Origin of the sequence: Nocardioides daeguensis (genome assembly GCF_019192965.1) — a bacterium.
GTDB lineage: Bacteria > Actinomycetota > Actinomycetes > Propionibacteriales > Nocardioidaceae > Nocardioides > Nocardioides daeguensis.
The window spans coordinates 1-21,920 of sequence record NZ_JAHTKU010000022.1; the positions used below are offsets into that span (position 1 = coordinate 1).

The 21,920-nt window shown below is 72.3% G+C and carries 20 protein-coding genes, 1 rRNA gene and 1 riboswitch; of the genes, 15 read left to right on the forward strand and 6 right to left on the reverse strand.

What is annotated here, in order from left to right:
- The first annotated feature begins 3 nt into the window (after positions 1-3).
- Positions 4-120 (forward strand): 5S ribosomal RNA (gene rrf / locus KU893_RS18150).
- Between the two features lie 95 nt (positions 121-215).
- Entirely contained in the window at positions 216-1,211 is a 996-nt protein-coding gene (locus KU893_RS18155; protein WP_218235807.1) for a tetratricopeptide repeat protein, read from the forward strand.
- Between the two features lie 27 nt (positions 1,212-1,238).
- On the opposite strand, the gene KU893_RS18160 is transcribed toward KU893_RS18155, so the two are convergent.
- Positions 1,239-1,847 carry a hypothetical protein gene (locus KU893_RS18160; RefSeq protein ID WP_218235808.1) on the reverse strand — a complete coding sequence of 203 codons (609 nt, stop codon included), beginning with the start codon at positions 1,845-1,847 and terminating at the stop codon, positions 1,239-1,241.
- Positions 1,848-1,903: 56 nt separating this feature from the next.
- Here KU893_RS18160 and KU893_RS18165 point away from each other — a divergent pair, with 56 nt between their 5' ends.
- Together KU893_RS18165 and KU893_RS18170 are read left to right on the forward strand one after the other, a co-directional pair.
- Complete coding sequence (locus KU893_RS18165) at positions 1,904-2,824, forward strand: alpha/beta fold hydrolase (protein ID WP_218235809.1); 921 nt, start codon at positions 1,904-1,906, stop codon at positions 2,822-2,824.
- A gap of 204 nt (positions 2,825-3,028) precedes the next feature.
- Positions 3,029-3,526, forward strand: coding sequence for a DUF3145 domain-containing protein (locus KU893_RS18170; protein WP_218235810.1), 498 nt, complete (start codon positions 3,029-3,031; stop codon positions 3,524-3,526).
- 131 nt (positions 3,527-3,657) lie between these two features.
- Here KU893_RS18170 and KU893_RS18175 read toward each other — a convergent pair whose 3' ends face one another.
- The 4 genes from KU893_RS18175 to KU893_RS18190 all read right to left on the reverse strand — a co-directional run bounded on the left by KU893_RS18175 (position 3,658) and on the right by KU893_RS18190 (position 7,197).
- On the reverse strand, positions 3,658-4,908 hold the full coding sequence (locus KU893_RS18175; protein WP_218235811.1) for a beta-ketoacyl-[acyl-carrier-protein] synthase family protein: 1,251 nt from the start codon (positions 4,906-4,908) through the stop codon (positions 3,658-3,660).
- Between the two features lie 34 nt (positions 4,909-4,942).
- The gene (locus tag KU893_RS18180) at positions 4,943-5,188 is read right to left on the reverse strand and encodes an acyl carrier protein (RefSeq protein ID WP_141799363.1); all 246 of its coding nucleotides are present in this window, start codon (positions 5,186-5,188) and stop codon (positions 4,943-4,945) included.
- Between the two features lie 72 nt (positions 5,189-5,260).
- On the reverse strand, positions 5,261-6,259 hold the full coding sequence (locus KU893_RS18185; RefSeq protein WP_218235812.1) for a beta-ketoacyl-ACP synthase III: 999 nt from the start codon (positions 6,257-6,259) through the stop codon (positions 5,261-5,263).
- The gene (locus KU893_RS18190) at positions 6,256-7,197 is read right to left on the reverse strand and encodes an ACP S-malonyltransferase (protein ID WP_218235813.1); all 942 of its coding nucleotides are present in this window, start codon (positions 7,195-7,197) and stop codon (positions 6,256-6,258) included. Before KU893_RS18190 ends, KU893_RS18185 begins: the two co-directional genes overlap by 4 nt.
- A 198-nt stretch (positions 7,198-7,395) precedes the next feature.
- On the opposite strand from KU893_RS18190, the gene KU893_RS18195 reads away from it, so the two are divergent.
- Together KU893_RS18195 and KU893_RS18200 are read left to right on the forward strand one after the other, a co-directional pair.
- Positions 7,396-8,472 carry an acyltransferase family protein gene (locus KU893_RS18195; RefSeq protein WP_218235814.1) on the forward strand — a complete coding sequence of 359 codons (1,077 nt, stop codon included), beginning with the start codon at positions 7,396-7,398 and terminating at the stop codon, positions 8,470-8,472.
- A 35-nt stretch (positions 8,473-8,507) separates the two neighbouring features.
- Positions 8,508-9,488 carry a DUF808 domain-containing protein gene (locus KU893_RS18200; RefSeq protein ID WP_218235815.1) on the forward strand — a complete coding sequence of 327 codons (981 nt, stop codon included), beginning with the start codon at positions 8,508-8,510 and terminating at the stop codon, positions 9,486-9,488.
- Between the two features lie 35 nt (positions 9,489-9,523).
- Here the strand turns inward: KU893_RS18200 and KU893_RS18205 are convergent, their stop codons facing one another.
- Entirely contained in the window at positions 9,524-9,961 is a 438-nt protein-coding gene (locus KU893_RS18205) for a 6,7-dimethyl-8-ribityllumazine synthase (RefSeq protein ID WP_218235816.1), read from the reverse strand.
- A 52-nt stretch (positions 9,962-10,013) separates the two neighbouring features.
- A riboswitch (FMN riboswitch) is annotated at positions 10,014-10,179 on the reverse strand.
- Positions 10,180-10,384: 205 nt separating this feature from the next.
- On the opposite strand from KU893_RS18205, the gene KU893_RS18210 reads away from it, so the two are divergent.
- The 9 genes from KU893_RS18210 (at position 10,385) to KU893_RS18250 (ending at position 21,853) form a co-directional block, all read left to right on the forward strand.
- Positions 10,385-11,797 carry an MFS transporter gene (locus KU893_RS18210; protein ID WP_218235817.1) on the forward strand — a complete coding sequence of 471 codons (1,413 nt, stop codon included), beginning with the start codon at positions 10,385-10,387 and terminating at the stop codon, positions 11,795-11,797.
- Positions 11,798-11,918: 121 nt separating this feature from the next.
- Positions 11,919-13,361: an adenosylhomocysteinase gene (gene ahcY / locus KU893_RS18215; RefSeq protein ID WP_218235818.1), complete on the forward strand. Its 1,443-nt coding sequence runs from the start codon at positions 11,919-11,921 to the stop codon at positions 13,359-13,361.
- A gap of 71 nt (positions 13,362-13,432) precedes the next feature.
- The gene (mtrA, locus tag KU893_RS18220) at positions 13,433-14,143 is read left to right on the forward strand and encodes an MtrAB system response regulator MtrA (RefSeq protein ID WP_257441566.1); all 711 of its coding nucleotides are present in this window, start codon (positions 13,433-13,435) and stop codon (positions 14,141-14,143) included.
- A complete protein-coding gene (mtrB, locus tag KU893_RS18225; protein ID WP_218235819.1) occupies positions 14,140-15,870 on the forward strand; it encodes an MtrAB system histidine kinase MtrB in 1,731 nt (576 codons plus the stop codon). Before mtrA ends, mtrB begins: the two co-directional genes overlap by 4 nt.
- Positions 15,867-17,609, forward strand: coding sequence for an LpqB family beta-propeller domain-containing protein (locus KU893_RS18230; RefSeq protein WP_218235820.1), 1,743 nt, complete (start codon positions 15,867-15,869; stop codon positions 17,607-17,609). The genes mtrB and KU893_RS18230 overlap by 4 nt, the downstream gene beginning before the upstream one ends.
- A 58-nt stretch (positions 17,610-17,667) precedes the next feature.
- Entirely contained in the window at positions 17,668-18,411 is a 744-nt protein-coding gene (locus KU893_RS18235) for a ComF family protein (RefSeq protein ID WP_218235821.1), read from the forward strand.
- Between the two features lie 493 nt (positions 18,412-18,904).
- A complete protein-coding gene (gene hpf / locus KU893_RS18240) occupies positions 18,905-19,531 on the forward strand; it encodes a ribosome hibernation-promoting factor, HPF/YfiA family (protein ID WP_218235822.1) in 627 nt (208 codons plus the stop codon).
- Between the two features lie 120 nt (positions 19,532-19,651).
- Entirely contained in the window at positions 19,652-20,311 is a 660-nt protein-coding gene (locus tag KU893_RS18245; RefSeq protein ID WP_257441565.1) for a response regulator, read from the forward strand.
- Positions 20,312-20,650: 339 nt separating this feature from the next.
- On the forward strand, positions 20,651-21,853 hold the full coding sequence (locus KU893_RS18250) for a winged helix-turn-helix domain-containing protein (RefSeq protein ID WP_257441564.1): 1,203 nt from the start codon (positions 20,651-20,653) through the stop codon (positions 21,851-21,853).
- Positions 21,854-21,920: the final 67 nt, after the last annotated feature.

Sequence of the window (21,920 nt, forward strand, 5' to 3'; positions counted from 1 at the left end):
AGTTACGGCGGCCATAGCGGCAGGGAAACACCCGGTCCCATCCCGAACCCGGAAGTTAAGCCTGCCAGCGCCGATGGTACTGCAACCGAGAGGATGTGGGAGAGTAGGACGCCGCCGGACAAACATTCAGGTAGGGGCCACCCGTTGGGTGGCCCCTACTCTGTTTTGCACCTAGATTCCTCAATAGCGATCTCAAGTAGTCTCAGGAGACTGACGTGGCAGACCAGCGTGGCCGTCGTGACGGCGCGGGTGCCCCCCGCAAGGGTGGGCCTCGACAGGGTGGAGCTCCCCGCAAGGGCGCGAGCTCTCGCAGTGGAGAGGACCGCAAGCCGTACGACCGCAAGCCTGGCGGAGATCGCAAGCCCAGTGGCGACCGCAAGCCGAGCGGCGAGCGTTGGCCCACGGGTGAGCGGAAGTCCGCCGGCCGGGGCGGTAGGCCCGCCGGTGGCGAGCGGCGGGGTGCCCCGCGCACCGATGCCGAGCGTAGGCCGCGCCTGGACCCGGCCGAGCGCAGCGAGAAGCAGGCGATCTACGACGGCCCGCCGCTGCCCGAGGACGTGACCGGCAGCGAGCTGAGCGCCTCGGTTCGCGCCCAGCTCAAGGGCCTCCCGGAGAAGCTGGCGGCCCGCGTGGCCCGTCATCTCGCGGCGGCCGGCCAGCTCGTCGACGACGACCCGGAGACCGCCTACCAGCACACCCTGGCGGCCAAGGCGCGTGCGCCGCGGATCGCGTCCGTGCGCGAGGCCGTCGGTGAGGCCGCGTACGCCGCGGGTCACTACGCCGAGGCGCTCTCGGAGCTGCGTGCGGCGAAGCGGATGAACGGCGCGACGGCCTACCTGCCGATCATGGCCGACTGCCACCGTGCGCTCGGCAACCCCACACGGGCGCTCGAGCTGGCCAAGAGTCCGTCGGTGGTCAAGTTCGTTCCGGCCGCCAAGGCGGAGATGACGCTCGTCGAGGCGGGCGCGCGTCGTGACCTCGGCCAGCTGGACGCCGCGTTGCGCACGCTCGAGGTCTCGCCGCTGAACACCAAGACCCGGGAGCCCTGGGTGGTGCGGCTGCGGTACGCCTACGCCGACACGCTGGAGGAGGCTGGCCGTCTCAACGACGCGCTGACCTGGTTCCACAAGACCAACGCGATCGACGCCGACGAGATCACCGACGCGGCCGATCGGGCCGCGGCCGTCGAGAAGAGGATCGACCGCGGCTGACCGGCGCGTGAGGAGGTCGCCGGCCGCTCAGGAGCGGCCGGCGATCGTCACGATCGCCTGCCGGTTGCCCGCCGGCTGGGTGTCCCAGCGGATGTCCTCGCGGTACGCGATCCGGATCCGGTCGATCACGGCCAGGGCCGCCTCGTCGGCATCGACGCGCACGACGATGGAGTCGCCGCCGACGAGCCGCTGGTGCTCGGGATCGACGAGGTCGGCACAGAACTGGTCGGGCTTCGTGGTGACGCCGATGGTGCCTCGGCGGCACAGCAGCGGGGTCACCGTCAGCTTCACGTCGCTGGTGGTGTGGACCTCGACACCCGAGATGCGCAGGGTCCGGCCGAGGTCGGCCGGCGCGGCGAACATACCGACGTACAGCGGGGTACCGACCACGCCGTTGGCGTTGACGACCTTCGTCGATGTCGGCAGCTTCTCGGGCGTCGTGGCGTACCAGGCCAGCCAGGACAGCGCGAGGGCGAGGGCGAGGGCGATACCGGCGATCCTCCAGCCGCGCGACTGGAACGAGGGGCGCGGGATCCGGGGGGTGCCCAGGCTCCCGGCGCGCCGGCGCTCGGGGCGCTGCGCCCGACGGCGGCCCGGTGCGGACGCGGCGCGGGGCTCGGTTCCTCCGTCGATCATGGCCGAAGCGTAGGACACCGGTGCCCGGGCGCGTGGCACCTGCCACACTCCTGCCCATGACGTTGCCTGCGCTCCGTATCCCGGAGCGGCCGAAGCGGCCCACGCTGGAGGGCAGCGTCGCCGTCCGGGACGAGCGTCGGCTGAGCTTCGCGGAGTACGGATCACGCCGGGGACCGGCGATCGTGTGGATGCACGGGACGCCCGGTGCGCGGCGGCAGATCCCCGTGGACGCCCGGGCGTACGCCGACGAGGTCGGCGCCCGGATCATCGGGATCGACCGGCCGGGCATCGGCTCCTCGACGCCGCACCTGTACGAGAACGTGCTCGACTGGACCGAGGACCTCCGCCTGCTGCTGGACGCGCTGGCGGTGGACAGCGTGCGGGTGATCGGACTGTCGGGCGGCGGGCCGTACGCCCTTGCGGCGGGGGCCGCCCTGCCGGAACGGGTGCACGGCGTCGGCGTGCTCGGGGGAGTGGCCCCGACTCGCGGCCCGGACGCGGCCGAGGGTGGCATCATCCAGCTCGCGGTGCACGCAGCGCCGTTGCTGGCCGCGACCCGGGTCCCGCTCGGCATCGCGCTCACCGGCGCCATCCGCACGGTCAAGCCGCTGGCCGGTCCGGCGCTGGACCTCTACGCCGCCGTGCAGCCGCCTGGTGACAAGCACCTGCTCGGGCGGCCCGAGTTCAAGGCGATGTTCCTCGACGACCTGCTCAACGGCAGTCGCTTCCAGACCTCGGCCCCGCTGGCCGACCTGCTGATGTTCACCCGGGACTGGGGCTTCCGCCTCGCCGACGTGAAGGTGCCGGTGCGCTGGTGGCACGGCGACGACGACCACATCGTGCCGTTCCGGCACGGGCAGCACTGCGTCGACCGCCTGCCCGATGCCACGATGACGACCATCGACGGCGAGAGCCACCTCGGCGGCCTCGGCATCGCGGTCGCGGTGATGGACGAGCTCCTCGCGCTCGGCGCGTGAGTGCGGCAGGGTGGATCCAGACACGCGGCGGTTGCGCTGGTGTCCTGCCGCCCCATGGGCCACAATGGGAACACAACATCACAGGTGTCACTCCGCAGACGGTGTCCGCACGCGTTCGCATCCGACACCTCCGTTGAGACCGCTGGGGAAGGCGTATCTCGCGCCGGAGGTAGAGGGAAGCGAGGGTTCGTGGTGACCGGAAGCATGAGTGCGACCAGGGGCGTGTTCTACGTCCACTCCGCGCCGTCCGCGCTGTGCCCGCACATCGAGTGGGCCGTGGGCGGCGTCCTCGGCGTGCCCGTCAACCCGGACTGGACGCCGCAGCCGGCCCAGGCCGGCACCTATCGGGCCGAGTTCTCCTGGACCGGCAAGGTCGGCGCCGCGGCCGAGATGGCCTCCGCGCTGCGTGGGTGGAACCACCTGCGCTTCGAGGTGACCGAGGAGCCGACCGCGTCGACGGAGGGCGCGCGCTTCTCCTACACGCCCGATCTCGGCGTCTTCCACGCCGTGATGGGCCTGCACGGCGACATCATGATTCCCGAGGACCGGCTCAAGGCCGCCGTGGTCCGCGCCGCCCTCGGCGAGGTCACCCTCGAGAACGAGATCGACAAGCTCCTGGGCAAGCCGTGGGACGACGAGCTGGAGACGTTCCGGCACGCCGGTGAGGGTGCGCCCGTCCGCTGGCTGCACCAGGTGGTCTGACCGGATCCCTGCACGACACCACGAAGGCGCCCCGGCTCGAGAGGATCGAGCCGGGGCGCTTTCGTATCGGGGAGCAATCTGCAGCGGGGGCCGCTGGATGGGAGGGTTCCAGCGACCCCGGTCCGGGAGGGTCAGCCGAGCGACCCGAAGACGACGGCGACGTTGGCACCGCCGAAGCCGAAGGAGTTGTTGATCGCGGCGATGTCGCCCAGCGGGAGGTCCCGCGGCTTGGTGGCGACATCGAGCTCAACGCGCGCGTCCTGCTCGTCGAGGTTGATGGTCGGCGGAGCGGTACGGTGATGGATCGCCAGCACCGTCGCGACCGCCTCGAGTGCGCCCGCGCCGCCGAGGAGGTGGCCGGTCATCGACTTGGTGGCGGAGACGACCAGGTCGTTCGCGGCCGAGCCGAGGACGGCGTGCAGCATGAGGGACTCGGCAACGTCGCCCTGCGGGGTCGAGGTCGCGTGCGCGTTGACGTGCACGATGTCGCTGGCGGCGACGCCCGCGTCCTGCACGGCGGCGCGCAGCGCGCGGGTGCCGCCGCGACCCTCCGGGTCGGGCTGGGCGATGTCGTGGGCGTCGGCGGTGATGCCGGTGCCGAGGACCTCGGCATAGATCCGGGCGCCACGGGCCTGGGCGTGCTCGAGGGACTCCAGGACGAGGGCGCCGGCGCCCTCGCCGAGCACGAAGCCGTCGCGGGAGACGTCGAACGGCCGCGACACGGTGGTCGGGTCGCCGTCGTTCTTCGACAAGGCCATCATGTTGGCGAACGCGGCGATGGGCAGCGGGTGGATGGCCGCCTCGGTGCCGCCGGCGATCGCGACGTCGACCCGGCCGAGCCGGATCTGGTCGGCGGCCAGGGATACCGCCTCGTTGCCCGACGCGCAGGCCGAGACCGGCGTGTTGACCGGGCCGCGGGCGCCGAGCTTGAGGCTGATGGTGGCCGCCGGAGCGTTGGCCATCAGCATCGGGACGGCGATGGGGGAGACGCGGCGCGGACCCTTCTCGAGGAGGATCTCGTGGTTGGACAGCAGCGTCTGTACGCCGCCGATCCCCGAGGCGAAGGCGACGCCGAACCGGTCGCCGTCCAGGTTGCCCGCCTCCTTGACGGCGTCGAGCCCGGAGTCGGCCCACGCCTCGAGCGCCGCCACGAGGGCGAACTGCGAGGAGCGGTCCAGACGTCGGGCGACGACGCGGTCGAGGACGTCGGTGGGCTCGACGGCCGCCGTACCACCGATCTTCACGGGGAGACCCTCAGCCATGTCGCCGAGGGGACGAACCCCCGAGCGACCGGCGAGCAGGCCCTCCCAGGTGCTGGCGACATCGCCGCCGAGCGGGCTGGTGGTGCCCAGGCCGGTCACGACGACACGAGTGCGGGACATGGCTGATGGTCTCCCTTGGTGAGTCAGGTGGGGATCAGGCGGCGCGGTTGCGCTCGATGTAGGCCACGGCGTCGCCGACCGTCTTGAGGTTCTTGACCTCGTCGTCGGGGATGGTGACGCCGAACTTCTCCTCGGCCTCGACGACGACCTCGACCATGGAGAGCGAGTCGACGTCCAGGTCGTCGCTGAACGACTTGTCCAGCTGCACGCTGTCGGCCGGGATGCCGGCGACCTCGTTGACGATCTCGGCGAGGGCGGCGCGGATCTCTTCGGTGCTCATTCTTGTGTTCTCCCGTGGTTGGTGGGTGGTACCGGGTGGTGCTGAATCGTGGGCGGGCCGCGGGGCGGCCCGTCAGGGGACGACGACGACCTGGGCGGCGTACGCCAGGCCGGCGCCGAAGGCGATGAGGAGCGCGAGGTCCCCGGACTTCGCGTCGCCGTCGTCGATCATCCGGCGCAGTGCCATCGGGACCGAGGCCGCCGAGGTGTTGCCGGCGTCGACGACGTCGCGGGCGATCTTGACCGAGTCGGGCAGCCGCAGCGAGCGGGCCATCGCGTCGGTGATCCGGTTGTTGGCCTGGTGGGGGACGAAGCAGTCGAGGTCGTCGACGGTGATGCCGGCGCGGTCGAGCGCCTGCTGGGCGGTCTTGGCCATCGTGAACGACGCCCAGCGGAAGACCTCGTTGCCCTTCATGCTCAGGCACGGCATCGACGGCTCGTCGGAGGCGAGGACGTCGCGCCAGTCGGCCGTGCGGATGTGGTCGTAGTGCTCGCCGTCGGAGCCCCAGACCACCGGCCCGATGCCGGGGGTCTCGGACGGGCCCACCACGACCGCGCCGGCGCCGTCGGCGAAGATGAACGCGGTGCCGCGGTCCGTCGGGTCGGTGATGTCGGAGAGCCGCTCGACGCCGATCACCAGGGCGTAGCCGACGCTGCCGCCCCGGACCATGTCGTTGGCGAGCGCGACCCCGTGGCAGAAGCCGGCGCACGCGGCCGAGATGTCGAACGCGGCCGCCTGCTCGGTGCCGAGCTCGTGGGCGATCATGGTCGCCGCCGACGGTGTCTGCCGCAGGTGGCTGACAGTCGCCACGATCACGCAGTCGATCTGGCGGGCGTCGATGCCGGCGGCGTCGAGGGCCTGCTGGGAGGCCGCGACGCTCATCGCGACGACCGTCTCCTCGTCGGTGGCGAAGCGGCGGGTCTTGATGCCCGAGCGCTGCTGGATCCACTCGTCGCTGGAGTCGATCGCGTCGACGACCTCGGAGTTGGGCACCAGGCGCGACGGGCGGTACGCGCCCACGCCGAGCACGGCGGCGTACGACGACCCGGTCTCGGTACGCAGGATCGTCATGCGGGCACGACCTCGGTCTGGAGTGCGTGGCGCTCGCAGAACGAACGGGCCTCGTCGAGCTGCTCCGGGCCGGTGAGGGCGAAGGTCTCGACGGGTGGCTCGCTGCCGCGGAAGTAGCGCTTCGCGATCCCGGTCAGGGTGCCGGCCGGCGGCAGCTCCAAGATTCCGGTGACGCCCAGGTCGGCCATGGTCGCCAGGCACAGGTCCCAACGGACCGGGCGGGCGATCTGGCCGACGATCCGGTCCAGCACGTCGCGGCCGCGCTGGAGCGAGGCGCCGTCGGCGTTGGTGATGAACGGCGTGTGCGCGTCGGCGACCGACACCGCACGGGCCAGACCCGTCACGTGGTCGACGGCCGGGGCCATGTGGGGGGAGTGGAACGCGCCCGCGACCGAGAGCGGCCGGAGGCGGCCACCCTGGGGGGCGTGCTCGGCGAAGGCGGCGAGCTGCTCGGTGGTGCCGGCAGCGACGATCTGGCCGGGCCCGTTGTCGTTGGCGGCGGTCAGGCCCTGCGCGGCGATCGCGGCGAGGACCTCGTCGCGGTCGCCTCCGAGGACGGCCGTCATGCCGGTCGGGGTGACGGCGGCGGCCTCGGCCATCGCGTTGCCGCGCTCGCGGACCAGGACCATCGCCTGCTCGGCGGTGAGGACGCCGGCGCCGACGGCCGCGGTGAGCTCGCCGACGCTGTGCCCGGCGACGGCGGTCGCGGTGGCGCCGAGCTGACGCGCGGCGACCAGGCCGGCGGCGACGAGCAGCGGCTGGGCGATCTTGGTGTCGCGGATGGTGTCCTCGTCGGCCTCGGTGCCGTAGTGGACCAAGTCGATCCCGGCGACGGCGGAGAGCCAGGCGACGTAGGCCGCGACGGCGTCGTCCTCCAGCCAGGGCGAGAGGAATCCTGGCGTCTGTGCGCCTTGTCCGGGGGCCACGATCACGAGCACGCAACCAGACTGCCGTCCGGCGCCCGGCGACCGCGCCTGCGTCGTCCACGAACTTGGCGGCGCGTCCTTGTGGGAGTCCTACAAGGCGCGGGCCGGGGTGCGGTGCGAGGCTCCGCGTCGTCCGGTGTGCCGAGGGCTCCCAGGCGGGGGTTGTCTGACACTTGGTCTCCGCACAGCGGGTTCGGGTACCAAGGAGCGATGGCACCAACACCTCGGGACCCGTGGCTCGACAACGCGAAGATGGGCCTGGTCACGCTCGTCGTCGTCGGGCACCTGCTCGCGCTGCTGCCGGCCGACGGGGTGGGCGGGCACCTGTACGACTTCGTCTACCTGTGGCACATGCCGGCGTTCGTGTTCCTGTCGGGCTACCTGTCGCGGGGCTTCCGCTACACGCCGGCGCGGCTGTGGCAGCTGGTCACCACGCTGCTGGTGCCGTATGTCCTGTTCGAGGGCGCGCTGGGGTGGTTCCGGATCAACGTCGGCGGCGAGCAGCTCGCCGACCTGTGGGCCGACCCGCACTTCCCGCTCTGGTACCTGCTCGCCATGGTCGCCTGGCGGCTCGTGACTCCGCTGATGCGGCCGCTGCGCGGCGGTGTTGCGGTGGCGGTCGGCATCTGCATCGCCGGCGGCTTCCTCGCCGGCGACTGGACCCGCTGGCTGGACGCGCCACGGATCCTGGGCTTCCTGCCCTTCTTCGTGCTCGGGCTGAAGGCCACGCCCGAGGCGCTGGAGTGGCTGCGGGGGAGGTTCCCGGCCGCGATCGGCGTCGCCACCTTCGCCGCGCTGTGGGTGGTCTCCGGCTCGCTCGACCAGTGGGCCGGCCGCGACTACCTCTACGCCCGGCCCTTCGCTCTGCTCGACGACCCGACCTCGACCGCGGTGCTGACCCGGCTGCTCGTGCTGCTGGCGGGTGTCGTCGGCGCGTGCGCGTGGCTGAGCGTCGTACCGCGGGTCGGGGGCTGGTTCACCCGGATGGGCTCGGCGACCCTGGTCGTCTACCTCTTCCACGGCTTCGTGGTGAAGGAGCTGGAGTACCTCGGCTTCGTCGCCTGGGCGCACGACCGGCCGGGACCGGGCCTGCTCGCCGCCGTCGGTATCGGCGTCGCCGTCGCGATGGGCCTCGCTGCCCCGCCCGTGCGCCGTGTGCTCGAGCGGGTCGTCGACCCGTTCGACACCGCCCACCGCCGGCTGCGGGAGGCGGTGCAGCTCACCGAAGTCGTCCAGGAGCAGCACCAGGTGAGCGCGGACGCCGGGTTGGCCACCTCCGGCCGGTAGCCTTTCGGCATGCCTCTCACCACGGACCGCCTCTCGTGAGCGCTGGCCTGTTCGGACTTCTCGACGACGTCGCCGCCATCGCGAAGATGGCCGCCGCGTCGGTGGACGACGTCGGCGCGGCTGCCGGCAAGGCGACCGCCAAGGCGGCCGGCGTGGTGATCGACGACACCGCGGTCACGCCGCAGTACGTCCAGGGCGTCGCGGCCACACGCGAGCTCCCGATCGTCAAGAAGATCGCGATCGGCTCGATCCGCAACAAGCTGCTGATCATCCTCCCGGTGTCGCTGCTGCTCAGCGAGTTCCTGCCGGACCTGCTCCCGATCATCTTGATGATCGGCGGCACGTTCTTGGCCTACGAGGGCGCGCACAAGATCTGGCACATGGTCACCGGCCACGACGAGCACGAGGCCCCGGTCGCCGAGGTCGGCGCCGATGCCGAGCGGGAGCTGGTGGCGGGAGCGATCCGCACCGACCTCATCCTGTCGGCCGAGATCATGGTGATCGCGCTGGCGTCGGTCGAGGACGAGGGCTTCTGGACCAAGCTCGGCACGCTGTTCGTCGTCGCGATCGTCATCACCGTCGCTGTCTACGGCGTCGTGGCGCTCATCGTGAAGATGGACGACGCCGGCCTCAGCCTCGCCCAGCGCTCCTCGGCCTTCGCCCAGAAGGTCGGGCGCGGCCTGGTCGCCGCCATGCCGCGCCTGCTGTCGATCATCTCGATCGTCGGCACCGTCGCGATGCTCTGGGTCGGTGGCCACATCCTCCTCGTCAACGTGCACGAGGTCGGCTGGTGGGACGCGCCGTACACGTGGGTCCACGGCATCGAGCACGACATCGAGCACGCGGTCCACGGCGTCGTCGGCAGCGCCCTGGCCTGGCTCGCCAACACCGGCATCTCGGCCGTGATCGGCCTCGTCGTCGGCTCGGTCGTCGTGGCGGTCGTGCGACTGTTGCCGTTCAGCGGCGACAAGGACCCGATCGAGCGGTACGAGGACGGCGCGCCCGCCCCGCACTGAGCGCCCGACCGAGCCCCGGAGCGGTCGGGCGAGGGTCAGCAGGCGGGCAGCTTGACCGTCGCGTCCAGGGCGGCCGCCAGCTCGCGGCCCTTCGTCTCGAAGTGGCCCCGGAAGTAGGTCGTGTGCTCGTCGTGCTCGTGGAAGTGGTGCGGCGTGAGGACCGCGGAGAACACCGGCACGTCGGTCTCGAGCTGCACGCGCATCAGCGCGTCGACGACCGACGCCGCCACGAAGTCGTGACGGTAGATGCCGCCGTCGACCACGAGCGCGGCTGCCGCGACGCCGGCGTACTGACCGGACAGCGCGCGCCGGCGCACCTGCAGCGGGATCTCGAACGCACCCGGCACGTGCACGACGTCGACGGTGTAGCCGCGCGGCTCGAGCTCGGTACGGAACGTGTCGACGGCGACGTCGACGATGTCGGCGTGCCAGCGGGCCGCGACGATGGCGACGCGGGGGGCGGTGGGTGACATGGGCTCTCCTGTTCGCGTGTCACCCAGGGCGTGACGACGCGCGCGGGGCCCGTCGCGTTCTCTTCCTTCCGGACTGTGACCGTCGGCTCCGGAGTCGCACCGGATCTGCTGACCCGCCCCGGTCGAGACCGGGACGGCGCTCGCGGGCTCGGTCGCCCCGGATCCGCCGGGACGCCCTCACCGCCGGTGGGGACTTCCACCCCGCCCTGAGAACGTACGGCGACAGGCTACCGGCTCCAGCACGCCCCGCGGCAGCGTGCCCGCATGGTGCCCACCACGCCCGCCACGACGGGCGGCACCGGGCGGCACCGGGGCCCGCCCCAGATGTCTGGGAACCGGTGCCCACCGACAGTTCTGGGGCTCCGGAGAACCCGTCCGCCTGGGATGGTCGGCGCACCCCCGGTGCGGCCAGCATCTCGTGTCATGACGATGACGACCGAGACCGCACAGGTCACCGGGACCGCCCCCGGCCAGAAGGTCAGCATCGCTGTCGCCTGCGTTGCGACCGTGATGCTGATGCTCGACGTGAGCGTGGTCAACACCGCCCTCAACGACATCGCCGCCGGGCTGCAGGCCGGCCTGTCCGGGCTGCAGTGGGTGATCGACGCGTACACGCTGCCCCTGGCGGCCGTCGTGCTCTCGGCCGGAGCGCTTGCGGACCGGTTCGGTCGCAAGCGCGCGTTCGTCGGCGGCATGGTGCTGTTCACGCTCGCGTCGGCGGCGTGCGCGCTCGCGCCCGGCATCGCGACCCTGGTCGCCGCGCGTGCGGCTCAGGGAGTGGGCGCCGCGGTGCTGTTCGCCACCGCGCTGGCGCTGATCTCCGAGGTGACGCCGACGGTCGAGGAACGGGCCCGGGCGCTGGGCGTCTACGGCGCGGCGATCGGGGCCGCCTTCGCGATCGGCCCGTTCGTGGGCGGCGTGCTGACCGAGGCGATCGGCTGGCGAGCGATCTTCTGGTGCAACGTGCCGATCGGCGTACTGACCCTCGTGCTGGCGCGCCGGGTGCGCGAGAGCCGGGACCCACAGGCCCGGCGGCTCGACGTACCCGGTCAGGTGGCGCTCGTCGTGGGCCTGTTCCTGCTCGTGCTCGCCCTGCTCCGTGGCAACGAGGACGGCTGGGGCAGCGCGCTGGTCGCCTCGTCGCTGGCCGGTGCGCTGGCCGCGCTGGTCGCCCTGGTCGTCATCGAACACCGCTCGCGTGCTCCGATGCTGCCGCTCGGGCTGTTCCGGCGGCCGAGCTTCACCGCACCGCAGCTGCTCGTCTTCGGCATCTCGGCGTCCTTCTTCGCCGGCTTCCTCTACCTGACCCTTTACCTCCAGGGCGTCGTCGGGCTGAGCCCGCTGCAGACCGGCCTGGCGTACCTGCCCGGCACCGCGCTCGTCTTCGTCGTCTCCGGCATGACGGCCGGCCTGATGACCCGGTTCGCTCCCGGAGCGCTGGCCGTCGTCGGGCTGCTGCTCGTGGCCGCCGGGATGGTGGTCTTCGCGTGGACCACGCACGCCGACTCCGGCTGGGCCTCGATCCTGCCCGGCTTCCTGCTGGCCAGCGTCGGCACCGGGCTGTTCAACCCGTCCGGGAGCGCGCTCGCGCTCACCGCGCTCCCGCCCGAGCAGAGCGGGCTGGCCGCAGGTGCGAACGACACCTTCCGGCAGACCGGTCTGGCGGTCGGCGTGGCGTGGCTGGGCACCTTCCTTCCCGCGGCCGGCCCGTTCGGCACCGACCCGGGCGCGTTCGTCGCCGGGCTGCACCACGCGGTGCTGGCCGCCGGCCTGCTGGCGCTCGGGTGTGCGGTCGTGGGCGGTCTGTTGCTGCGCCCCGAGGGACATTCCCGATGATTCCCCGGGCCTCGGAGCACGCTTGTAGGGTGGTCCACGTCATGCGCGGGAGATCCCGACGATGCGCAGATGCGCCGCAGGACCCAGCTGTCACACGACACTCGAACCTCGAGGATCACTCATGGACTACAAGGTTGCTGACCTGAGCCTGGCCGAGTTCGGCCGCAAGGAGATCGAGCTCGCCGAGCACGAGATGCCCGGCCTGATGGCGATGCGCGCCCGCTACGGCGCCGACCAGCCGCTCAAGGGCGCCCGGATCGCCGGCTCGCTGCACATGACCATCCAGACCGCCGTCCTCATCGAGACGCTCACCGCCCTCGGCGCCGACGTCCGCTGGGCGACCTGCAACATCTTCTCGACCCAGGACCACGCCGCCGCGGCCATCGTCGTCGGCAAGAACGGCACCGTCGACGCTCCCGCCGGCACGCCGGTCTTCGCCTGGAAGGGCGAGACCCTCGCGGAGTACTGGGACGAGGCCGAGAAGGTCTTCGACTTCACCGACGCCGACGGCAACAAGATCGGCCCGAACATGCTCCTCGACGACGGCGGTGACATCACCCTGCTCGTCCACAAGGGCGTCGAGTTCGAGAAGGCCGGCGCCGTGCCGGGCCAGGACTCCACCGACAACGAGGAGTTCAAGGAGGTCCTCCGGGTCCTCGCGCGCTCCCTCGAGAACGACCCGCAGCGCTGGACCAACATCGCCAACGCGATCAAGGGCGTCACGGAGGAGACCACCACGGGTGTGCTCCGCCTCTACGACCGCTTCAAGGAGGGCTCGCTCCTCTTCCCGGCGATCAACGTCAACGACTCGGTCACCAAGTCGAAGTTCGACAACAAGTACGGCTGCCGTCACTCGCTGATCGACGGCATCAACCGCGGCACCGACGTCATGATCGCCGGCAAGACCGCCGTCGTCTGCGGCTACGGCGACGTGGGCAAGGGCTCGGCCGAGTCGCTGCGCGGCCAGGGTGCGCGCGTCATCATCACCGAGATCGACCCGATCTGCGCGCTGCAGGCGGCGATGGACGGCTACGAGGTCAAGCGCCTCGAGTCGGTCGTCGACTTCGCCGACATCTTCATCACCACGACGGGCAACTTCGACATCATCCGGGTCGAGCACTTCGAGAGGATGAAGAACCAGGCCATCGTCGGCAACATCGGCCACTTCGACAACGAGATCGACATGGCCGGCCTCGCGAAGATCCCCGGCATCGTCAAGGACGAGATCAAGCCGCAGGTCCACCAGTGGATCTTCCCGGACGGCAAGAAGGTCATCGTGCTGTCCGAGGGCCGCCTGCTGAACCTCGGCAACGCGACCGGCCACCCGTCGTTCGTGATGTCGAACTCCTTCACCAACCAGGTGCTCGCGCAGATCGAGATCTTCACCAAGCTCGAGGAGTACCCGATCGGCGTCTACGTGCTCCCCAAGCACCTCGACGAGGAGGTCGCCCGCCTGCACCTCGACGCCATCGGTGTCGAGCTGACCGAGCTGACCCAGGCGCAGGCCGACTACCTCGGTGTCCCGGTCGAGGGCCCGTTCAAGTCGGACCACTACCGCTACTGAGCAGTACGTCGAGGAGGCCCGGCACCGTGGTGGTGCCGGGCCTCCGGCGTGCTGCCGCCTAGGATTACGGCGTGACCCCGCCCAGCAGCGCGCCGTACGCCACGAAGGGACGCGTCCTCGTCGTCGACGACGACGCCCCGCTCGCGGAGATGCTCGGCATCGTGCTGGGGCAGGAGGGCTTCGAGAGCCGGCCCTGCCCGCGCGGCGACCTGGCGCTGGCGGCGTTCCGCGAGTACCGGCCCGACCTGGTGCTGCTCGACCTGATGCTGCCCGGCAAGGACGGCATCGACGTGTGCAAGGAGATCCGCGCCGAGTCCGGCGTGCCCATCGTCATGCTGACCGCCAAGGGCGACACCGTCGACGTCGTGGTGGGGCTGGAGTCCGGGGCCGACGACTACGTCGTCAAGCCGTTCAAGCCCAAGGAGCTGGTCGCCCGGATCCGGGCCCGGGTACGGCGCACCGACGCCGTGCCGCAGGAGACGCTCACCATCCGTGACGTCGAGATCGACGTGGCCGGACACGCGGTCACCCGCGACGGCCACGAGATCTCGCTGACGCCGCTCGAGTTCGACCTGCTGCTCTGTCTGGCCCGCAAGCCCGGCCAGGTCTTCACCCGCCAGGTGCTGCTGGAGGAGGTCTGGGGCTACCAGCACGCCGCGGACACCCGCCTGGTCAACGTCCACGTCCAGCGGTTGCGCTCGAAGGTCGAGCACGATCCCGAGCACCCCGAGATCGTGCTGACGGTGCGTGGCGTCGGCTACAAGGCCGGCTCGGGGTCATGACCACCAGGCCCGCGGCGGCCGGGTCCGGTCACCGCGTGCTCGCCGCGCTCCGCCGGTGCTGGGGGTGGCTCGCCCCCCGGCTGCGGCGGGCGCTGACCTTCTGGCGCCGCTCGATCCAGGCCCGGGTCGTGGCGAGCACGGTCGTGCTGTCGGCCGTCGTGGTCAGCGGCGTCGGCTGGATCCTGCTGCAGCAGACCCGCGACGGCCTGCTGCACCACCGCGCCGACGTGGTCCTCGGCGAGGTCGACGCGGAGGTCGCCGACGCCCAGGACCGGCTCGAGGCGGCGTCCGGCCGGGAGGTCAACGCCAGCCAGCAACAACGTGACCTCGTCGACCCGATCATCGAGCGGGGCGACAGCCGGGGGTACGCCGTCGTGCTGGCCGGCCCCGAGGGGGAGGACCCGGCCCTGCGGACCGGCGGCGGCGAGTACACCAGCGGCCTCGACCTGGCCAGCATCCCGGCATCGCTCGAGGAGCACTTCGACGGGCCGAGCCGCGCGACCGCATGGACCTACACCGAGATCGTGCGCTCGTCGGGGACCGGGCCCGGTGCCGGCACCAGCCGCGAGCCCGGCATCGTGGTCGGCTCCCAGGTGCAGCTGCCCTCGGACGGCAAGACCTACACCCTGTACTTCCTGTTCCCGCTCACCGAGGAGGAGGAGACGCTGAGCCTGGTGACCCGGGGGCTGCTGACCGCCGCCGGTCTCCTCCTCGCTCTCGTCGCCGGGCTCACCTGGCTGGTGACGCGGCAGGTCGTCACGCCGATCCGGCTGGCCCGTCGGGTGGCCGAGCGGCTCGCCGCCGGCCGGCTGCAGGAGCGGCTGCAGGTCACCGGCGAGGACGACATCGCCCGGCTGGCCTACTCGTTCAACCAGATGGCGACCAGCCTCCAGCGCCAGATCCGCCAGCTGGAGGAGCTGAGCTGGGTCCAGCGCCGCTTCGTCTCCGACGTCTCCCACGAGCTGCGGACGCCCCTCACGACGGTCCGGCTGGCCTCCGACGTGCTCCACGACGCCCGCGAGAGCTTCGACCCGGCCACCGCGCGCTCGGCGGAGCTGATGCAGGCCGAGCTCGACCGGTTCGAGAACCTGCTCGTCGACCTGCTGGAGATCAGCCGCTTCGACGCCGGCGCCGCCGTCCTCGCCACCGAGAACGTCAACCTCGGCGACCTGGTACGACGGGTGGTCGACGCCGCGCGGCCGCTGGCCGACCAGCGGGGGGTGCGGGTGCAGGTCGAGGAGCCGGGGCACCCGGTCCAGGCCGACGTCGACGTGCGCCGCATCGAGCGGATCGTGCGCAACCTGGTCACCAACGCCATCGACCACGCCCTGGCCGACGACCCCACCGAGGCGGTCATCGTGCGGCTGGCCTCCGACGAGGAGGCCGCCGCGATCACGGTGCGCGACCACGGTGTCGGGTTGGCGCCGGGGGAGGCCTCGATGGTGTTCAACCGGTTCTGGCGCTCCGACCCGGCCCGGACCCGCACCAGCGGCGGCACGGGCCTCGGGCTCGCGATCGCCCAGGAGGACGCCCACCTGCACGGCGGCTGGCTCCAGGCCTGGGGCCGGACCGGGCAGGGGGCGCAGTTCCGGCTCACCGTGCCGCGCCACGCCGGGGGGACGCTGCGGCACAGCCCGCTGCCGCTGGTCCCCGAGGACGCCATGTCGAGCGACGCCGCCGTCGTGGTCGGGCCCGCGGGCGTCGTACCGGAGGAGGGGAAGCAATGACACGCTCACGGGTCCTCCCGGCGCTCGCGCTGGTGCTGGCCGTGCTGGCGGGCTGCACGTCGCTGCCCACGTCGGGCCCGGTCGTGCAGAGCCGCGGCACGGACCGTGGCGACACCCGCCGCGCCAGTGACATCGACGCGCGGCCACCGGTCGACGGCGCGTCCCGAACCGAGGTGGTCGCCGGCTTCCTCGACGCGATGACCGCGTGGCCGGTGCAGACCAGCGTCGCCAAGCAGTACCTCACCGACGAGGCCGCCGCCGGCTGGAACCCCGAGCAGGAGACGGTCATCTACAGCGACTCGCTGCCGGTGCGTGAGAGCGCGGGCACGGTGTCGGTCCAGCTGACGGCGGCCGACCGGCTCGACGCCGTGGGGGCGTGGCGCGGCGCGATGGCGACCGACGAGCTCACCCTCGAGTTCCGGGTGGCGATCCAGGACGGGGAGTACCGCATCGTCGACCCGCCGGACGCCCTCGTCGTCCCGGCCTCGTGGTTCCGGCAGCGCTACCACCAGGTGTCGCTCTACTACTTCGACCCGATCGCGAAGATCCTCGTTCCCGAGCCGGTGTTCGTGCCCGAGGGCGACCAGCTCGCGACCAGCCTCGTCTCGGGGCTGCTGGCGGGGCCGCCGCCCCTGGCCCAGGGCGTGGTGCGCTCGTTCCTGCCGGCCGGTCTGAGCGTCGGCCTGTCCGTCCCGGTCAGCGACGCCGGCGTCGCCGACATCGCGCTGGTCGGGGAGGCCCAGTCGGTGACCTCCGAGCAGGCCGAGCTGATGCTCGCCCAGCTGGCCTGGACGCTGCGCCAGGACCCGGCGGTGACCGCGCTGCGGGTCAGCGTCGACGGGACCGCGCTGCCCCTGCCGGGCGGGGTGTCGCAGTACTCCGTCGACGCGGCCGCCGCCTTCGGGCCGGCCGGCCCCGGCGGCGGCAAGACGCTCTACGGCATCCGCCAGGGCCGCCTGGTCTCCGGCGCCCGGGACGCCGACCTCGACCCGGTCACCGGCACGTTCGGCGACGAGGGCGCCGGGGTGGTCGCGGTCGCGGTCCGCCCGGACAACGAGGAGGCCGCCGCGGTCGACCTCGGTGGCAGCCGGGTCCGTCTGGCCCGGGTGCAGCAGTCGGCCGCCGAGCCGGGGGCCGCCGTGCTGCTGTCGGGCGGACAGTACGCGCGGCCGACCTGGGACAACGCCGGGCGGCTGTGGGTGCTCGAGCGGCGCCCGGGTGGCGCCGTGGTGTGGCTGTACGACGGCACCGGGCCGCGCGCCGTCCGCGTCCCCGGGATCACCGGGGCCCGCGCCCGCGAGCTCGTCGTCAGCCGCGACGGCACCCGCCTGGTCGGGACCGTCCGGGTCCCCGGCAGCGGCGACGCGGTCGTCGGCGCCCGGGTGCTGATCGGGGGCCGCGGGCAGGTCCGGCGAGCGTTGCGGCCGTTCGTCGTGCGCGGCCCCGAGGGCAGCCCGATCACCGACCTCGCCTGGGCCAGTCCGGTCCGGGTCGCCCTGCTCACCGCGACGGCGCCGGGCAGCCTCTACGAGGCCGACGTCGTCGCCGCCGACGGCGCCACGATCGGCGTCGACGTGCTCTCGACGATCGTCACCGGTGAGGTCCTCGGCCTCGCCGCCTCTCCGGTGGAGGACGCCCCGGTGTACGCCGTCTACGCCGACCGGTTCGTCGACCTCGTGCGTCAGGAGGAGCAGGACGCCGGTCCCGACGGGCTCGCCCAGCTCGACTACGCCGGCTGACTCCACAGGCCCCGGGGCGAGGGTTGTCCCGGGCCGGCTCGGCTGCTGGGCTGGCCCGGTGGCCACCGCAGGCAGGACCCTGCCGCTCCTCGCCGACGGGTTCGTCGACCTGGTGCTCGGCTCGCGCTGCGTGGGATGCGGGCGCCCCGGCCGGCCCTGCTGCCCCGCGTGCCGCGAGGCAGTCCGGGCGTGCGCAGAGGAGGCCGGCCCGCACTGGCCCACGCCCTGCCCGGCGGGCCTGGTGCCGCCGTACGCGGTGGGGGAGTACGGCGGCCTGCTGCGCGCGCTGGTCCTCGCCCACAAGGAGCGCCGCGTGCTCGCCCTGGCCCGGCCGCTCGGTGAGCTGCTGGCGGGCTCCGTGGCGGTGGCCGCTGCGTCCGCGCCGGGCCCGGTCGTGCTGGTGCCGGTGCCCTCGCGCGCCTCGACCGTGCGCCGGCGCGGTCACGACCCGATGCTGGCGATGACCCGGGTGGCGGCCGGCCTGCTCGGTCCCGAGGTCCAGGTGGGTCGAGTGCTGCGGCTGCGCCCGGGCGTCGTCGACCAGGCGGGGCTGGACGCCGCCGGCCGGGCCGTGAACCTGGCCGGTTCGATGACGGCGCCCGCGGCCGGCGTACGACGCCTCGCCCGGCGCTGCCCCCGCGCCCACGTCGTGGTGTGCGACGACGTGCTGACGACGGGCGCCACCGTGCGGGAGGCGCAGCGCGCGCTGGAGGCGGCGGGGGTGCCCGTGCACGCCGCCGCGGTGGTCGCGGCCACCCGGCGCAGGACCCGCGCCCCGTCGGCCGGGGGACCTCCGACCTGAACTTGGGGTCAAGCCTTTCTTCGTCACCAGCGACGGACTAACGTCTGGTCATGGAGTCCGCCCGGGTCCGTGGTTGCGTCGCTCAGACAGGGTGCGAGCCTCGTCCGGAGCGCCAAGCCGATGCCAGTCGCAGGCGAAACGGTCCACGTAAGTCACGTACGGACGGCAGTCCTCGGGGAACCTTTCGGGGGTCCACGGGGGCGGAGCCCCCGTGCGTGGTGATCACGGTGCGGCTTAGTCGTCAGTCCTGCCTCGGACCGGACGTCAGACACGTCCGCCTCCGGGAGAGGGCCGGTAGTGGCAACAAGCTGCGGAAGCCCCAGCAGGCGGGTGTGGGGACGAAGACCAGGTCGGCCGGGCGGACTCCATCTGCGCCGCTCCACCGCGCGTCGCCGGCGTCCCGGCGCCCCCCGGTCGGTCCCACCGACCCCTCTCACTTCCTGCCGGGGCGGCAGGAACACCCATCACGCCTAAATCCCCTTGGAGGTAACTGATGGACGTTGTGGTCACCGGACGGCACTGCGAGATCTCGGACCGGTTCCGAGAGCATGCCGCCGAGAAGCTCACCAAGCTGGAGAAGCACGATCACCGGATCATCCGGGTCCACGTGGAGGTGGACTGCGAAGCCAACCCGCGCCAGCACGACCATGCCGTCCACGTCGAGCTCACGGCCTACTCCAAGGGGCCCGTGATCCGGGCTGAGGCCTCCGCCGACGACAAGATGGGTGCGCTCGACCTCGCGCTCGACAAGATGGCCGCGCAGATGCGCAAGGCCGCCGACCGGCGCCGGGTGCACCGCGGCCGTCGTACGCCGGTCTCGGTGGGCAAGGCGCTCTCCGACGTCGCGGGCACGCAGGCCGAGGAGGTCGCCGACGACGTCGCGATCGAGCGGCAGGTCGGCCCGATCACGGTGACCGGCGACGGGCCGCTCGTGGTGCGTGAGAAGACCCACCCGGCGAGCCCGATGACGCTCGACCAGGCGCTCTACGAGATGGAGCTGGTGGGTCATGACTTCTACCTGTACGTCGACAAGGAGAGCGAGCGTCCGGCGGTCGTCTACCGTCGCCGCGGGTACGACTACGGGGTCATCTCGCTCGACGTCGGGAGCGTCCAGGGCTGACCCTTTGACCGTCGTGCGACCGTCGAAACCGGTCTGGACCGGCACCTTCTCGGGAGGTCGTGTCATGATGCCGCCGTGGCGGATGGAAATTCGCCGGCATCCGCAGCACCGGGAAAGCCCGTGAGCGAGCCGGTACGTGTGGTGGTGGTCGACGACCAGGAGCTGTTCCGGCGTGGGCTGACGATGCTGCTCGGCATCGAGGACGGCATCGAGGTCGTCGGCGAGGCCAGCAACGGCATCGACGGCGTGGGTCTCGTGGTCAGCAGCGTGCCCGACGTGGTCCTGCTCGACGTACGGATGCCGAAGCAGTCGGGCATCGAGGCGTGCGTCGCGATCAAGGAGGCGGTCCCGATGACGAAGATCATCATGCTGACCGTCTCCGACGACGAGGCCGACCTGTACGAAGCGGTCAAGAGCGGTGCCTCGGGCTACCTCCTCAAGGACTCCTCCATCGAGGAGGTAGCCCAGGGCATCCGCGTGGTCGCCGACGGCCAGTCGCTGATCAGCCCCTCGATGGCCGCCAAGCTGATCGACGAGTTCAAGACGATGTCGAAGCCGGACCGCACGCCCGGCCCGGCGCTCAAGCTCACCGACCGTGAGCTCGAGGTGCTCCGGTTCGTGGCGCGCGGTCTCAGCAACCGCGACGTCGCCGCGCAGCTCGCGATCAGCGAGAACACCGTCAAGAACCACGTCCGCAACATCCTCGAGAAGCTCCAGCTGCACTCGCGGATGGAGGCGGTCATGTACGCCGTGCGGGCCAAGCTGGTCGAGCTGGAGTGAGACCGCCCGCGGGTGAGCTTGCGAACCCGCGGTCAGCGGTCGAAGGTCGAGGAGCGTCGGCGAGCTCGCGCCGCGAAGCAAGCGAGGTCGCCGACGCGTCACGAGGCCAGGTGAGGTGCTGCTGGGACTCGCAGGGCGCGGTTGGGGAGAGCGCGGCGGGTGGTCTCGCGACGGTCGCTGCGCGACCTCCTCGACTTCCGGGGGTGTCGGCGCCGCGTCCTATGCTCGCGCCATGACCAGGTTTCGACGCGCTGCCGTGACCTCGCGAGCTCGGTCGCCGCGCTTGCCCAGTCTCCCCGGACCCACGCCGAGGCATCGTGCCTCGGCCTCGGCTGTCCGGTGACGCAGTCGCTGTCGCTCGCCCAGGCCCGCCGGATCGCCCTGGCCGCGCAGGGCTTCCTCGACCCGGCCCACAGCGCCCCGACGCTGCGCACCTTCGACCGCACCCTGGCCCGCACCGGCGTGCTGCAGGTCGACAGCGTCAACGTGCTGCAGCGCGCCCACTTCATGCCGCTCTACTCCCGGATGGGCGGCTACGACGTCGGCCTCCTCCAGCGCGCGGCGAGCGGGCGCAACCGGCGGGTCGTGGAGTACTGGGCGCACGTGCAGGCATTCATGCCCGTCGAGCTGTGGCCGGCGATGCGGCACCGGATGGACGACTACCGCGCCCGGCGCGGCAAGTGGTTCACCGTCGAGGAGGGCGACAGGCTCGAGTCGGCGCTGCTCGCCGAGATCGCCGACCGGGGCGCCAGCACGGCGCGCGAGCTCGACGACGGGCTGCCGCGCACGAAGGACCACTGGGGCTGGAACTGGTCGCGCACCCGCCGGATGCTCGACTACCTCTACATGACCGGCGAGCTGGCCATCGCGGGTCGCAACAGCCAGTTCGAGATCTGCTACGACCTGCCCGAGCGGGTGCTGCCGGCCCGGGTCCTGGACGCCCCCGCGATGACCGCCCGCGACGCCCACGTCGAGCTCGTCCGACGAGCGGCCCGCTCCCACGGGGTCGCGTCGGCCGCCTGCCTGGCCGACTACTACCGGATCCGGGTCGGGGAGGCCCGGGTCGCCATCGAGGAGCTCGTGGCCGCCGGGGAGCTGGAGCCGGTCGAGGTGCAGGGGTGGAAGCGCCCGGCGTACCTCCACCGGGAGGCGCGGCTCCCGCGCCGGGTCGGGGCGCGGGCGCTGCTGAGCCCGTTCGACCCGGTGGTGTGGGAGCGCGACCGGGCCGAGGCGCTGTTCGACTTCTTCTACCGGATCGAGATCTACGTGCCGGCCGAGCAGCGGGTGCACGGCTACTACGTGCTGCCGTTCCTGCTCGGCGAGCGGATCGTGGGCCGCGTCGACCTCAAGGCCGACCGGGCCACCGGGCGGCTGCTCGTGCAGTCGGCGTGGTCCGAGCCGCACGCCCCGGCCGAGACCGCGGGCGAGCTGGCTGCCGAGCTCGAGCGGCTGGCGCGGTGGCTCGGCCTGGCCGAGGTCGTGGTCGCCCCGAAGGGCGACCTCGCCCCGGCGCTCGCGGTGGAGATCTTGCGCGCCGCCTGAGGAGACGTCGCACCTGACGAACGGGCTGCAGATCTTCACAGCCCGATCGTCAGGTACGACGCGAGAA

Excerpts from the sequence above, each read along its gene's own strand:
- KU893_RS18170 (WP_218235810.1), top strand. The coding sequence starts at position 3,029 with ATGAGTGCGACCAGGGGCGTGTTCTACGTCCACTCCGCGCCGTCCGCG.
- KU893_RS18165 (WP_218235809.1), top strand. The coding sequence starts at position 1,904 with ATGACGTTGCCTGCGCTCCGTATCCCGGAGCGGCCGAAGCGGCCCACG.
- KU893_RS18230 (WP_218235820.1), top strand. The coding sequence starts at position 15,867 with ATGACACGCTCACGGGTCCTCCCGGCGCTCGCGCTGGTGCTGGCCGTG.
- KU893_RS18175 (WP_218235811.1), bottom strand. The coding sequence starts at position 4,908 with ATGTCCCGCACTCGTGTCGTCGTGACCGGCCTGGGCACCACCAGCCCG.
- KU893_RS18195 (WP_218235814.1), top strand. The coding sequence starts at position 7,396 with ATGGCACCAACACCTCGGGACCCGTGGCTCGACAACGCGAAGATGGGC.
- KU893_RS18185 (WP_218235812.1), bottom strand. The coding sequence starts at position 6,259 with ATGACGATCCTGCGTACCGAGACCGGGTCGTCGTACGCCGCCGTGCTC.
- KU893_RS18180 (WP_141799363.1), bottom strand. The coding sequence starts at position 5,188 with ATGAGCACCGAAGAGATCCGCGCCGCCCTCGCCGAGATCGTCAACGAG.
- mtrB (WP_218235819.1), top strand. The coding sequence starts at position 14,140 with ATGACCACCAGGCCCGCGGCGGCCGGGTCCGGTCACCGCGTGCTCGCC.
- KU893_RS18205 (WP_218235816.1), bottom strand. The coding sequence starts at position 9,961 with ATGTCACCCACCGCCCCCCGCGTCGCCATCGTCGCGGCCCGCTGGCAC.
- hpf (WP_218235822.1), top strand. The coding sequence starts at position 18,905 with ATGGACGTTGTGGTCACCGGACGGCACTGCGAGATCTCGGACCGGTTC.
- KU893_RS18210 (WP_218235817.1), top strand. The coding sequence starts at position 10,385 with ATGACGATGACGACCGAGACCGCACAGGTCACCGGGACCGCCCCCGGC.
- KU893_RS18160 (WP_218235808.1), bottom strand. The coding sequence starts at position 1,847 with ATGATCGACGGAGGAACCGAGCCCCGCGCCGCGTCCGCACCGGGCCGC.
- ahcY (WP_218235818.1), top strand. The coding sequence starts at position 11,919 with ATGGACTACAAGGTTGCTGACCTGAGCCTGGCCGAGTTCGGCCGCAAG.